This is a genomic window from Enterobacter sp. BIDMC109, from assembly GCF_001037885.1.
Lineage (GTDB): Bacteria > Pseudomonadota > Gammaproteobacteria > Enterobacterales > Enterobacteriaceae > Enterobacter > Enterobacter hormaechei_C.
In genome coordinates this window covers 4,484,483-4,498,456 of record NZ_KQ090002.1, presented here as the reverse complement: position 1 = coordinate 4,498,456, position 13,974 = coordinate 4,484,483, and the positions used below count along the sequence as shown (strand labels likewise).

Genomic DNA, 13,974 nt, shown 5'->3' with positions numbered 1-13,974 from the left:
ATACGGTCCAGGATCACCGATCATTCACAGCAAACGATCCTTCCTAACTGCATGATCTTATTTATGGGATCGGACTTATCCACAGAGGTCTGCGATCCTAATAAGAGATCACAATAGAACAGATCTCTAAATAAAAAGATCTTCTTTTTAATAGCCCAGGATCCCAATGCTTTCTCGAAAGACTAAAGTTGAGTAGAATCCACGGCCCGGGCTTCAATCCATTTTCATACCGCTTTACGCGAGGCAGACCACCATGTTTTATCAGGATCCTTTTGACGTCATCATCATTGGCGGGGGTCACGCAGGCACTGAGGCCGCAATGGCCGCAGCGCGAATGGGTCAGCAGACCCTGCTTTTGACACACAATATCGACACGCTGGGACAAATGTCCTGTAATCCGGCGATTGGCGGCATTGGGAAAGGACACCTGGTAAAAGAAGTGGATGCACTTGGCGGCCTGATGGCGAAAGCGATCGATCATGCAGGCATCCAGTTTAGGATACTAAACGCGAGTAAAGGTCCGGCTGTTCGCGCCACCCGTGCACAGGCAGACCGCGTGCTTTACCGTCAGGCTGTGCGCACCGCGCTGGAAAACCAACCGAACCTGATGATCTTCCAGCAGGCGGTAGAAGATCTTATCGTCGAGAACGATCGTGTTGTTGGCGCCGTGACCCAGATGGGTCTTAAGTTCCGCGCAAAAGCGGTTGTGCTGACGGTCGGGACATTCCTGGACGGTAAAATCCATATTGGTCTGGACAACTACAGCGGTGGCCGTGCTGGCGATCCGCCGTCGATTCCGTTATCTCGTCGTCTGCGTGAACTGCCGCTGCGCGTAAGCCGCCTGAAAACCGGTACGCCGCCGCGTATTGATGCGCGCACCATTGATTTCAGCGTGCTCGCACAGCAGCACGGCGATAACCCGATGCCGGTGTTCTCGTTCATGGGCAATGCGGCGCAACATCCGCAGCAGGTGCCGTGCTACATCACGCACACCAATGAAAAAACCCATGACGTGATCCGCAATAACCTCGATCGCAGCCCAATGTACGCCGGTGTGATCGAAGGGATCGGCCCACGTTATTGCCCGTCGATCGAAGACAAGGTGATGCGATTTGCCGATCGTAACCAGCACCAGATCTTCCTCGAACCTGAAGGGCTGACCTCTAACGAAATTTATCCAAACGGCATCTCCACCAGCCTGCCGTTCGACGTGCAGATGCAGATTGTGCGTTCAATGCAGGGCATGGAAAACGCGAAGATCGTTCGTCCTGGCTACGCTATTGAGTACGATTTCTTCGATCCGCGCGACCTGAAGCCGACGCTGGAAAGCAAATTCATCCAGGGTCTGTTCTTCGCAGGCCAGATTAACGGTACCACCGGGTACGAAGAAGCTGCCGCACAAGGGTTGCTGGCCGGTCTGAACGCCGCTCGCTTCTCTGCCGAGAAAGAGGGCTGGGCACCGGCGCGTTCTCAGGCTTACCTGGGCGTTCTGGTCGACGATCTCTGCACGCTGGGGACCAAAGAACCGTACCGCATGTTTACTTCTCGTGCGGAATATCGCCTGATGCTGCGCGAAGACAATGCCGATCTGCGTCTGACTGAGGTGGGCCGTGAATTGGGTCTGGTGGATGACGAACGCTGGGCGCGCTTCAACGAGAAGCTGGAGCGTATCGAACAGGAACGTCAGCGCCTGAAAACCACCTGGGTGAATCCGCAGGCGGAAACCGCTGCCGAAGTAAACGCTCACTTAACAGCACCGCTGTCGCGCGAAGCCAGCGGGGAAGATCTGCTGCGTCGTCCTGAAGTCACTTACGAGAATCTGGTCAAACTGACCGCGTTCGCGCCGGGCCTTGAAGACGCGGAAGCGGCTGAACAGGTCGAGATCCAGGTGAAATACGAAGGCTACATCGCGCGTCAGCAGGATGAGATCGAAAAACAGCAGCGCAACGAAAACACGCTGCTGCCGGAAATGCTGGACTATCGTCAGGTGACGGGCCTTTCCAACGAAGTGATCGCTAAGCTGAACGATCACAAACCTGTGTCGATTGGCCAGGCCTCACGTATCTCCGGCGTCACACCTGCCGCGATTTCGATTCTGCTGGTGTGGCTGAAAAAGCAGGGTATGCTGCGCCGCAGCGCGTAATGCTCTGAAAATTGCCCGGTGGCGCTGCGCTTACCGGGCCTACTGAACCCGTAGGGCGGGTTAGCGAAGCGCCACCCGCCACTTAAGTTTCTCAACAGGTATCCACCGTGCTCAATAAACTCTCTCGTCTGCTGGAACAGGCAGGTATTTCGCTCACCGATCACCAGAAAAATCAGCTGGTGGCCTATGTCGATATGCTGAACAAATGGAATAAAGCGTACAACCTCACCTCCGTACGCGATCCCAACGAGATGCTGATTCGCCATATTCTCGATAGCATCGTCGTGGCGCCATATCTGAACGGGGAACGTTTTATCGACGTGGGCACCGGCCCGGGCTTGCCGGGCGTTCCGTTGTCTATTGTTCGACCGGAGAGTCAATTCACGCTGCTGGACAGCCTGGGTAAGCGCGTACGCTTTTTACGCCAGGTCCAGCATGAGCTGAAGCTGGAAAACATCACGCCCGTGCAGAGCAGGGTAGAGGAGTTCCCGGCTGAGCCACCGTTTGACGGCGTTATCAGCCGCGCATTTGCGTCACTCAATGACATGGTGAGCTGGTGCAAACACCTGCCGGCGGAGAAGGGGCGTTTTTATGCGCTGAAAGGGCAACTTCCGGGGGACGAAATCGAGCTGCTTCCGGACGGTTTTGCTGTCGAATCCATTGAGAAACTTCAGATCCCTCAGCTCGAAGGTGAGCGTCATCTGGTGATAATTAAGCCAAACACTTTTTAAAAATTAATAAAAAATGTGGAATTTGTGCTGTTCTGATCGTGTTAAAAAGCAGCACATCCCGTCTGTTTTGGCCGTTGTTAATTTAACCTTGTTGTTACCATGGGTTTTCTTATGGTTAACCTGAAGTGAGTTGTTCACTCTGAGGATAATCAACCATGAAAATATCAGCCTGCTAAAAGTGGGTAAAGGCAACAAGAATGGAATGTTAAATATTTATTAAGAATGTCAATAAAAGGTTTTTGTTGTATACGGCTCTGTTTTAAAAATAGTTGCGATTTTTTTGCTTTAATTTCATACAGATGAAATAAATCGTTTTACGTCTTTGATAAATACCACTTTATCGCAAATGTGTATTTTGTGATCTCGTGCACGCTTTATCACCAACGTTTCCGCGCTGTTTGCAGTTTTGCCTGAAGGTCGGCACTTAGGTCAAAAGTTGAAAAATAGGACTGGGGAAAAATATTTAAACATTTATTCACCTTTTCGCTACTTAATGTTTGAAATCACGGGTACGCACCGTATAATTTGACCGCTTTTTGATGCTTGACTCTGAGCCTTAAAGGACGTTTTATACGACACGCGGCATACCTCGAAGGGAGCAGGAGTAAAAACGTGATGTCTGTGTCGCTCTTGAGTAGAAACGTTGCTCGTAAGCTTCTGTTCATTCAGTTTCTGGCTGTGATAGCAAGTGGACTGCTGTTTAGCCTCAAAGACCCCTTCTGGGGCATCTCCGCCGCGTGCGGAGGTTTGGCGGTGGTTCTGCCAAACGTGTTGTTTATGATTTTTGCCTGGCGTCATCAGGCGCATACACCCGCCAAAGGCCGCGTGGCCTGGTCCTTCGCTCTCGGCGAAGTGTGTAAGGTGTTGCTGACCTTTGCTCTACTGGTGATGGCGCTGGCGGTTTTGAAAGTGGTATTCATGCCGCTGATAGCAACGTGGGTTTTGGTGCTGGTGGTACAAGTTCTGGCTCCAGCTGTAATCAATAACAAAGGGTAAAAGGCATCATGGCTTCAGAAAATATGACGCCGCAGGATTACATAAGTCACCATCTGAATAACCTTCAGCTGGACCTGCGTACATTCTCGCTGGTGGATCCACATAACCCCCCGGCCACCTTCTGGACGATCAACATCGACTCCATGTTCTTCTCGGTGGTTTTGGGTCTTCTGTTCCTGGCCATGTTCCGCAGCGTTGCTAAAAAGGCGACCAGCGGTGTTCCAGGGAAATTCCAGACGTTCATCGAGATGATCATCGGCTTCGTCCATGGCAGCGTGAAAGACATGTACCATGGTAAGAGCAAGCTGATTGCTCCGCTGGCCCTGACCGTGTTCGTTTGGGTCTTCCTGATGAACCTGATGGACCTCCTGCCTATCGATTTCTTACCTTGGATCGGTGAGCACGTACTCGGCCTGCCTGCACTGCGCGTGGTTCCGTCTGCCGACGTGAACATCACCCTGTCTATGGCGCTGGGCGTATTTATCCTCATTCTGTTCTACAGCATCAAAATGAAAGGCGTAAGCGGCTTTGTGAAAGAGCTTACCTTGCAGCCGTTCAACCACTGGGCGTTTATTCCGGTCAACCTGATCCTGGAAGGCGTTAGCCTGCTGTCCAAACCTGTTTCACTGGGTCTGCGACTGTTCGGCAACATGTATGCGGGTGAGCTGATTTTCATTCTGATCGCGGGTCTTCTGCCGTGGTGGTCACAGTGGATTCTGAATGTGCCATGGGCCATTTTCCACATCCTGATCATTACGCTGCAAGCCTTTATCTTCATGGTTCTGACGATCGTCTATCTGTCGATGGCGTCTGAAGAGCACTGATTTTTTACCAACACTACTACGTTTTAATTGAAACAAACTGGAGACTGTCATGGAAAACCTGAATATGGATCTGCTGTACATGGCTGCCGCTGTGATGATGGGTCTGGCGGCTATCGGTGCTGCGATCGGTATCGGCATCCTCGGGGGCAAATTCCTGGAAGGCGCAGCGCGTCAACCTGATCTGATTCCTCTGCTGCGTACTCAGTTCTTTATCGTTATGGGTCTGGTGGATGCAATCCCAATGATCGCTGTAGGTCTGGGTCTGTACGTGATGTTTGCTGTCGCGTAGTAGTTGTTTTAAAACCCCAAGCCACAGAAATTTAAGAGGTATTGTGCTGTGAACATGAACGCAACAATCCTCGGCCAGGCCATCGCGTTTATTCTCTTTGTCTGGTTCTGCATGAAGTATGTATGGCCGCCTTTAATGGCTGCCATCGAAAAACGTCAGAAAGAAATTGCTGACGGTCTGGCTTCCGCAGAACGCGCTAAGAAAGATTTGGACCTTGCACAGGCCAACGCGACAGACCAGCTGAAAAAAGCGAAAGCTGAAGCTCAGGTAATCATTGAACAGGCTAACAAACGCCGTTCTCAGATCCTGGACGAAGCCAAAGCTGAAGCAGAACAGGAACGTACTAAGATCGTGACACAGGCTCAGGCTGAAATTGAAGCTGAGCGTAAACGTGCTCGTGAAGAACTGCGTAAGCAGGTTGCGATTCTGGCTGTTGCTGGCGCCGAGAAGATCATCGAACGTTCCGTGGATGAAGCTGCTAACAGCGACATCGTGGACAAACTTGTCGCTGAACTGTAAGGAGGGAGGGGCTGATGTCTGAATTTGTTACGGTAGCTCGCCCCTACGCCAAAGCAGCTTTTGACTTTGCTGTCGAACACCAAAATGTCGATCGCTGGCAGAATATGCTGGCGTTTGCCGCTGAGGTGACGAAAAACGAACAAATGGCCGAGTTGCTTTCTGGTGCGTTAGCGCCTGAAACCCTCGCCGCGTCGTTTATCGCCGTGTGCGGAGAGCAACTGGATGCCAACGGCCAGAACCTGATTAAGGTGATGGCGGAAAATGGTCGTCTCCGTGTGCTCCCAGATGTTCTCGAGCAGTTTGAGCACTTACGTGCCCTTAGTGAAGCTACCGCTGAAGTTGAAGTAACTTCTGCGACTGAACTGAGTAACGAACAGCTTGCGAAAATCACCGCCGCGATGGAAAAACGTCTGTCACGCAAAGTTAAGCTGAATTGCAAAATCGATAAGTCTGTAATGGCAGGCGTAATCATCCGCTCGGGTGATATGGTCATTGATGGCAGCGTACGCGGCCGTCTTGAGCGCCTTGCAGACGTCTTGCAGTCTTAAGGGGACTGGAGCATGCAACTGAATTCCACCGAAATCAGCGAACTGATCAAGCAGCGCATTGCTCAGTTCAATGTTGTGAGTGAAGCTCACAACGAAGGTACTATTGTTTCTGTAAGTGACGGTGTTATCCGCATCCACGGCCTGGCCGATTGTATGCAGGGTGAGATGATTTCCCTGCCGGGTAACCGTTACGCTATCGCACTGAACCTGGAGCGCGACTCCGTAGGTGCCGTTGTGATGGGTCCATACGCTGACCTTGCCGAAGGCATGAAAGTTAAGTGTACTGGCCGTATTCTGGAAGTACCGGTTGGCCGTGGCCTGCTGGGTCGCGTTGTTAACACCCTGGGTGCGCCAATCGACGGTAAAGGTCCGGTTGAGCACGATGGCTTCTCCCCAATCGAAGTTATCGCACCAGGCGTTATCGACCGTCAGTCCGTTGATCAGCCAGTGCAGACGGGTTATAAGTCCGTTGACGCCATGATCCCAATCGGTCGTGGTCAGCGTGAACTGATCATCGGTGACCGTCAGACCGGTAAAACCGCGATGGCAATCGACGCCATCATCAACCAGCGTGATTCCGGCATCAAATGTGTGTACGTGGCTATCGGCCAGAAAGCGTCCACCATTTCCAACGTGGTTCGTAAACTGGAAGAGCACGGCGCACTGTCTAACACCATCGTTGTGGTAGCAACCGCGTCTGAATCTGCTGCACTGCAATACCTGGCGCCATACGCCGGTTGCGCAATGGGCGAATACTTCCGTGACCGCGGTGAAGATGCGCTGATCGTATACGATGACCTGTCTAAACAGGCCGTTGCTTATCGTCAGGTTTCCCTGCTGCTCCGTCGTCCACCAGGACGTGAAGCATTCCCGGGCGACGTATTCTACCTCCACTCTCGTCTGCTGGAGCGTGCTTCCCGCGTTAACGCGGAATACGTCGAGAACTTCACCAAAGGTGAAGTGAAGGGTAAAACAGGTTCTCTGACCGCTCTGCCGATCATTGAAACCCAGGCGGGTGACGTTTCTGCGTTCGTTCCGACCAACGTAATCTCCATTACCGATGGTCAGATCTTCCTGGAAACCAACCTGTTTAACTCCGGTATTCGTCCGGCGGTTAACCCGGGTATCTCCGTATCCCGTGTGGGTGGTGCTGCTCAGACCAAGATCATCAAGAAACTGTCCGGTGGTATCCGTACCGCGCTGGCACAGTATCGTGAACTGGCTGCGTTCTCTCAGTTCGCATCCGATCTGGACGAAGCAACCCGTAAACAGCTGAGCCACGGTCAGAAAGTGACCGAGCTGCTGAAGCAGAAACAGTACGCGCCAATGTCTGTTGCTCAGCAGGGCCTGGTACTGTTCGCGGCTGAACGCGGTTACCTCGAAGATGTGGAACTGGCGAAAATCGGTAGCTTCGAAGCCGCTCTGCTGGCTTACGTCGACCGTGATCACGCTCCGCTGATGCAAGAGATCAACCAGACCGGTGGCTATAACGACGAAATCGAAGGCAAGCTGAAAGCTATCCTCGATTCCTTCAAAGCAACCCAATCCTGGTAATCGTCCGGCGGCTTGTCTCAGGACAAGCCGTCTGGCATTGAGGAGAAGCTCATGGCCGGCGCAAAAGAGATACGTAGTAAGATCGCAAGCGTCCAGAACACGCAAAAGATCACTAAAGCGATGGAGATGGTCGCCGCTTCCAAAATGCGTAAATCGCAGGATCGCATGGCGGCCAGCCGTCCTTATGCAGAGACCATGCGCAAAGTGATTGGTCACCTTGCGAACGGTAATCTGGAATATAAGCACCCTTACCTGGAAGAACGCGACGTTAAGCGCGTGGGCTACCTGGTGGTGTCGACTGACCGTGGTCTGTGTGGCGGCTTGAACATTAACCTGTTCAAAAAACTGCTGGCGGATATGAAAGGCTGGTCCGATAAAGGCGTTCAGTGCGATCTGGCACTGATTGGCTCTAAAGGCGTCTCTTTCTTTAACTCCGTTGGCGGCAACATTGTCGCTCAGGTGACCGGTATGGGTGATAACCCGTCCCTGTCCGAACTGATCGGCCCGGTTAAAGTGATGTTGCAGGCCTACGATGAAGGCCGTCTGGACAGACTGTACGTTGTCAGCAACAAATTTATTAACACCATGTCTCAGGTGCCTACGCTCACTCAGATGCTGCCGTTACCGGCATCAGAAGATGACGAGCTGAAACAGAAAGCCTGGGATTACCTGTATGAACCCGATCCGAAACCGCTGCTGGATACCCTGCTGCGTCGTTACGTTGAATCTCAGGTTTATCAGGGCGTTGTAGAAAACCTGGCCAGCGAGCAGGCCGCACGAATGGTGGCGATGAAAGCCGCGACCGATAATGGCGGCAGCCTGATTAAAGAGCTGCAGTTGGTTTACAACAAAGCTCGTCAGGCCAGCATTACTCAGGAACTCACCGAGATCGTCTCGGGGGCCGCCGCGGTTTAACCAGGTTTACGAATTACGTAGAGGATTCAAGATGGCTACTGGAAAGATTGTCCAGGTAATCGGCGCCGTGGTGGACGTCGAGTTCCCTCAGGACGCCGTACCACGCGTGTACGACGCGCTTGAGGTACAGAATGGTAACGAGAGCCTGGTGCTGGAAGTTCAGCAGCAGCTCGGCGGCGGTATCGTGCGTACCATCGCCATGGGTTCTTCCGACGGTCTGCGTCGTGGTCTGGAAGTAAAAGACCTTGAGCACCCGATCGAAGTCCCGGTAGGTAAAGCAACACTGGGTCGTATCATGAACGTATTGGGTCAGCCAATCGACATGAAAGGCGACATCGGTGAAGAAGAGCGTTGGGCTATCCACCGCGCGGCACCTTCCTACGAAGAGCTGTCCAGCTCTCAGGAACTGCTGGAAACCGGCATCAAAGTTATCGACCTGATGTGTCCGTTCGCGAAGGGCGGTAAAGTCGGTCTGTTCGGTGGTGCGGGTGTAGGTAAAACCGTAAACATGATGGAGCTGATCCGTAACATCGCGATCGAGCACTCCGGTTACTCCGTGTTTGCGGGCGTGGGTGAACGTACTCGTGAGGGTAACGACTTCTACCACGAAATGACCGACTCCAACGTTCTGGATAAAGTATCCCTGGTTTACGGCCAGATGAACGAGCCACCAGGAAACCGTCTGCGCGTTGCGCTGACCGGCCTGACCATGGCTGAGAAGTTCCGTGACGAAGGTCGTGACGTTCTGCTGTTCGTTGATAACATCTACCGTTACACCCTGGCCGGTACTGAAGTATCTGCACTGCTGGGTCGTATGCCTTCAGCGGTAGGTTATCAGCCTACGCTTGCGGAAGAGATGGGTGTTCTTCAGGAACGTATCACCTCTACCAAAACCGGTTCTATCACCTCCGTTCAGGCGGTATACGTACCTGCGGATGACTTGACTGACCCATCCCCAGCCACCACCTTTGCTCACTTAGATGCAACCGTGGTACTGAGCCGTCAGATCGCGTCTCTGGGTATCTACCCGGCCGTTGACCCGCTGGACTCCACCAGCCGTCAGCTGGATCCACTGGTTGTTGGCCAGGAGCACTACGACACCGCGCGTGGCGTACAGTCCCTGCTGCAACGTTATCAGGAACTGAAAGACATCATCGCCATCCTGGGTATGGATGAACTGTCTGAAGAAGACAAACTGGTGGTAGCACGTGCGCGTAAGATCCAGCGCTTCCTGTCCCAGCCGTTCTTCGTTGCGGAAGTATTCACCGGTGCTCCGGGTAAATACGTTTCCCTGAAAGACACCATCCGTGGCTTTAAAGGCATCATGGAAGGCGAATACGATCACCTGCCAGAGCAGGCGTTCTACATGGTTGGTTCCATCGAAGAAGCCGTGGAAAAAGCCAAAAAACTTTAACGCCTTAATCGGAGGGTGATATGGCAATGACTTACCACCTGGACGTCGTCAGCGCAGAGCAACAAATGTTCTCTGGTCTGGTCGAGAAAATCCAGGTAACGGGTAGTGAAGGTGAACTGGGTATTTTCCCGGGTCACGCACCGCTGCTCACCGCCATTAAGCCTGGTATGATCCGCATCGTTAAACAGTTCGGTCATGAAGAGTTTATCTATCTGTCCGGCGGCATTCTTGAAGTGCAGCCAGGCAGTGTGACCGTTCTGGCCGATACCGCTATTCGTGGCCAGGATCTCGACGAAGCGCGAGCCCTGGAATCGAAGCGTAAGGCTGAAGAGCACATTAACAGCTCTCATGGTGACGTGGATTACGCTCAGGCGTCTGCGGAGCTGGCCAAAGCGATCGCGAAACTGCGCGTTATCGAGTTGACCAAAAAAGCGATGTAACACCGGCTTGAAAAGCACAAAAGCCAGTCTGGATCCCAGGCTGGCTTTTTTTTTCGGCCTTAATTCATGATGAAAAAGATGTAGAGTTTTAAGCATCAAACGTTTTTACTTCTCACACAAACTACCGTCAGGATGCGTATGTTAAACAGTGCGATGAGCGTGGTGATCCTTGCCGCAGGCAAAGGTACCCGCATGTATTCCGATCTGCCTAAAGTGCTCCACACGCTGGCAGGAAAGCCAATGGTGCAGCATGTTATTGATGCAGCTAATGAATTAGGCGCCAGCCAGGTGCATCTGGTTTATGGACATGGCGGCGATCTGCTGAAAAAAACGCTGCGTGACGACAATCTCAACTGGGTGCTACAGGCAGAACAGCTGGGTACAGGTCATGCAATGCAGCAGGCTGCTCCCTTCTTCGCTGATGATGAAGATATCCTGATGCTCTACGGCGACGTCCCGCTGATCTCCGTTGAAACCCTCACTCGCCTGCGTGAAGCCAAACCGCAGGGCGGCATCGGTTTGTTGACCGTCGTGCTGGACGATCCAACCGGCTATGGCCGCATCACGCGTGAAAACGGCAACGTGACCGGGATTGTTGAGCATAAAGATGCCACTGACGAACAGCGCCAGATTCAGGAGATCAACACCGGCATCCTGATTGCGAACGGTGCGGATATGAAGCGCTGGCTGTCTAAGCTTAATAACAACAACGCGCAGGGCGAGTACTACATCACCGATATTATTGCGATGGCGTACCACGAAGGGCGTGAAATTGCCGCCGTTCATCCGGCGCGCATCAGCGAAACGGACGGCGTGAACAATCGCCTCCAGCTTTCCCGTCTTGAGCGTATTTATCAGTCCGAGCAGGCCGAAAAGCTGTTGCTCGCGGGCGTTATGCTGCGCGATCCGGCGCGTTTCGATCTGCGTGGCACGCTGACCCACGGACGTGACGTTGAAATAGATACTAACGTTATCCTGGAAGGTAACGTCACGCTGGGCAACCGCGTCAAAATCGGCACCGGCTGTGTGATTAAAAACAGCGTGATCGGTGACGACTGTGAAATCAGCCCGTACAGCGTGGTGGAAGATGCCCATCTCGAGGCGGCATGTACCATTGGCCCGTTTGCGCGTCTGCGCCCGGGCGCTGAGCTGCTGGAAGGCGCTCACGTAGGTAACTTCGTGGAAATGAAAAAAGCGCGTCTGGGTAAGGGCTCCAAAGCCGGTCATTTGACCTATCTGGGCGATGCGGAAATTGGCGACAACGTAAACATCGGTGCAGGGACGATTACCTGTAACTATGACGGCGCCAATAAGTTTAAAACCATCATCGGTGATGACGTGTTTGTAGGCTCCGATACCCAGCTGGTGGCGCCTGTCACCGTGGGCAAAGGCGTGACCATTGCCGCCGGAACAACCGTTACGCGCGATGTGGCCGAGAACGAGCTGGTGTTAAGCCGTGTGCCGCAGGTCAGCAAGCAGGGCTGGAAACGCCCGGTGAAGCAGAAGTAACAACAAGGCGGGTGGCGCTATGCTTACCCGCCCTACGATTGAGTAGGCCTGATAAGGCGTAGCCGTCATCAGGCAAACCCGGGTGAGGAGATAAATATATATCTCCCCCCACAAGCAGTACCCATAAAAATAACCCCACTCTCTACAAGGCTCGGGGCGCCCGGAAAGGGCAAATACAGGTCAGCGACAACGCATGGCATAACGCCATAATCAGGAAATCTAACTATGTGTGGAATTGTTGGCGCAGTTGCGCAGCGTGATATTGCTGAAATCCTTCTCGAAGGTTTACGTCGTCTGGAATACCGTGGTTACGACTCTGCCGGTCTGGCTGTCGTTGATGCAGAAGGTCATATGACCCGTCTGCGCCGTCTCGGTAAAGTGCAGATGCTGGCCCAGGCTGCGGAAGAACATCCGCTGCACGGTGGCACCGGTATTGCGCATACCCGCTGGGCGACGCACGGTGAGCCATCTGAAGGCAACGCACACCCGCATGTGTCTGAACACATCGTGGTGGTGCATAACGGCATTATCGAAAACCACGAACCGCTGCGTGAAGAACTGAAAGCGCGCGGCTATACCTTCGTCTCTGAAACCGACACCGAAGTGATTGCTCACCTGGTGCACTGGGAGCTGGCACAGGGCGGTACACTGCGTGATGCGGTGCTGCGCGCTATTCCTCAGCTGCGTGGTGCTTACGGTACGGTGATCATGGATTCCCGCGACCCGTCCACGCTGCTGGCCGCGCGTTCCGGTAGCCCGATGGTGATTGGTCTGGGCATGGGTGAAAACTTTATTGCTTCCGACCAGCTGGCGCTGCTGCCGGTTACCCGTCGCTTTATCTTCCTGGAAGAGGGAGACATTGCCGAGGTGACACGTCGCAGCGTCACCGTATTCGACACCAAAGGCGAGCAGGTTAAGCGTCAGGAGATCGAATCAAACCTGCAATACGACGCGGGCGACAAAGGCGCTTACCGTCACTACATGCAGAAAGAGATCTACGAACAGCCAAACGCCATTAAAAACACCCTGACCGGTCGCATCAGCCATGGTGAAGTGGATCTGAGCGAGCTGGGCGCCAATGCCAACGAACTGCTGAGCAAAGTCGAGCACATTCAGATCGTGGCCTGCGGTACCTCTTATAACTCCGGTATGGTCTCGCGCTACTGGTTTGAATCCCTGGCGGGCGTGCCGTGTGATGTGGAAATCGCGTCTGAGTTCCGCTATCGCAAATCTGCGGTGCGTCGTAACAGCCTGATGATCACCCTTTCTCAGTCTGGAGAAACGGCTGATACCCTGGCGGCGCTGCGTCTGTCTAAAGAGTTGGGTTACCTGGGCTCGCTGGCCATCTGTAACGTGCCGGGCTCTTCGCTGGTACGTGAATCCGATCTGGCGCTGATGACCAAAGCCGGTACTGAAATTGGCGTGGCTTCCACCAAGGCGTTCACCACTCAGTTGACCGTTCTGCTGATGCTGGTGGCGAAACTGGCGCGTCTGAAAGGTCTGGATGCCTCCGTTGAACACGACATCGTGCATGGCCTTCAGGCCCTGCCGAGCCGTATCGAGCAGATGCTGTCTCAGGACAAACGCATTGAGGCGCTGGCTGAAGACTTCTCTGACAAACATCACTCCCTGTTCCTGGGGCGTGGCGATCAGTATCCGATTGCGCTGGAAGGCGCGCTGAAACTGAAAGAGATCTCTTACATTCATGCTGAAGCTTACGCGGCAGGTGAACTGAAACATGGCCCGCTGGCGCTGATCGACGCGGATATGCCGGTTATCGTGGTGGCACCGAACAACGAACTGCTGGAAAAACTGAAATCTAACATCGAAGAAGTGCGCGCCCGTGGTGGTGTTCTGTACGTCTTTGCGGATAAAGATGCCGGTTTCGCCAGCAGCGACAACATGCACATCATCGAGATGCCGCATGTGGAAGAGGTGATTGCGCCGATCTTCTACACCGTACCGCTGCAACTGCTGGCTTATCACGTCGCGCTGATCAAAGGCACCGACGTTGACCAGCCGCGCAATCTGGCGAAGTCCGTTACCGTAGAATAATATTATATATCACTGAGGAATAACCCCGTTAATTTAT

General features: G+C 53.3%; 13 protein-coding genes. All 13 read left to right on the top strand.

All coding sequences use genetic code 11. From position 1 onward, the window contains the following. Positions 1-253 precede the first annotated feature (253 nt). Complete coding sequence (mnmG, locus tag SK62_RS21185) at positions 254-2,143, top strand: tRNA uridine-5-carboxymethylaminomethyl(34) synthesis enzyme MnmG (RefSeq protein WP_003862379.1); 1,890 nt, start codon at positions 254-256, stop codon at positions 2,141-2,143. Between the two features lie 107 nt (positions 2,144-2,250). Continuing rightward, positions 2,251-2,874 carry a 16S rRNA (guanine(527)-N(7))-methyltransferase RsmG gene (gene rsmG, locus SK62_RS21180; RefSeq protein WP_017383708.1) on the top strand — a complete coding sequence of 208 codons (624 nt, stop codon included), beginning with the start codon at positions 2,251-2,253 and terminating at the stop codon, positions 2,872-2,874. A gap of 615 nt (positions 2,875-3,489) precedes the next feature. After that, positions 3,490-3,870 (top strand): F0F1 ATP synthase subunit I, encoded by a 381-nt coding sequence (gene atpI, locus SK62_RS21175; RefSeq protein ID WP_003862375.1) that lies wholly within the window; start codon positions 3,490-3,492, stop codon positions 3,868-3,870. An 8-nt stretch (positions 3,871-3,878) separates the two neighbouring features. Then, positions 3,879-4,694 (top strand): F0F1 ATP synthase subunit A, encoded by an 816-nt coding sequence (gene atpB, locus SK62_RS21170; protein WP_048249867.1) that lies wholly within the window; start codon positions 3,879-3,881, stop codon positions 4,692-4,694. A gap of 49 nt (positions 4,695-4,743) precedes the next feature. Then, positions 4,744-4,983, top strand: a complete 240-nt coding sequence (gene atpE, locus SK62_RS21165; protein ID WP_000429386.1) for a F0F1 ATP synthase subunit C — start codon at positions 4,744-4,746, stop codon at positions 4,981-4,983. A 48-nt stretch (positions 4,984-5,031) separates the two neighbouring features. After that, positions 5,032-5,502: a F0F1 ATP synthase subunit B gene (gene atpF / locus SK62_RS21160; protein ID WP_003862370.1), complete on the top strand. Its 471-nt coding sequence runs from the start codon at positions 5,032-5,034 to the stop codon at positions 5,500-5,502. A gap of 14 nt (positions 5,503-5,516) precedes the next feature. Next, positions 5,517-6,050 carry a F0F1 ATP synthase subunit delta gene (atpH, locus tag SK62_RS21155; protein WP_015570151.1) on the top strand — a complete coding sequence of 178 codons (534 nt, stop codon included), beginning with the start codon at positions 5,517-5,519 and terminating at the stop codon, positions 6,048-6,050. Positions 6,051-6,062: 12 nt separating this feature from the next. Beyond that, complete coding sequence (atpA, locus tag SK62_RS21150) at positions 6,063-7,604, top strand: F0F1 ATP synthase subunit alpha (protein ID WP_003862367.1); 1,542 nt, start codon at positions 6,063-6,065, stop codon at positions 7,602-7,604. Between the two features lie 51 nt (positions 7,605-7,655). After that, complete coding sequence (atpG, locus tag SK62_RS21145) at positions 7,656-8,519, top strand: F0F1 ATP synthase subunit gamma (RefSeq protein ID WP_003862364.1); 864 nt, start codon at positions 7,656-7,658, stop codon at positions 8,517-8,519. Between the two features lie 31 nt (positions 8,520-8,550). Further along, the gene (gene atpD, locus SK62_RS21140; RefSeq protein ID WP_015570150.1) at positions 8,551-9,933 is read left to right on the top strand and encodes a F0F1 ATP synthase subunit beta; all 1,383 of its coding nucleotides are present in this window, start codon (positions 8,551-8,553) and stop codon (positions 9,931-9,933) included. 20 nt (positions 9,934-9,953) lie between these two features. Continuing rightward, positions 9,954-10,373, top strand: a complete 420-nt coding sequence (locus SK62_RS21135) for a F0F1 ATP synthase subunit epsilon (protein WP_003862360.1) — start codon at positions 9,954-9,956, stop codon at positions 10,371-10,373. Between the two features lie 138 nt (positions 10,374-10,511). Then, positions 10,512-11,882 (top strand): bifunctional UDP-N-acetylglucosamine diphosphorylase/glucosamine-1-phosphate N-acetyltransferase GlmU, encoded by a 1,371-nt coding sequence (gene glmU, locus SK62_RS21130; protein WP_047718292.1) that lies wholly within the window; start codon positions 10,512-10,514, stop codon positions 11,880-11,882. 225 nt (positions 11,883-12,107) lie between these two features. Further along, positions 12,108-13,937, top strand: coding sequence for a glutamine--fructose-6-phosphate transaminase (isomerizing) (gene glmS / locus SK62_RS21125; protein WP_047050604.1), 1,830 nt, complete (start codon positions 12,108-12,110; stop codon positions 13,935-13,937). Positions 13,938-13,974: the final 37 nt, after the last annotated feature.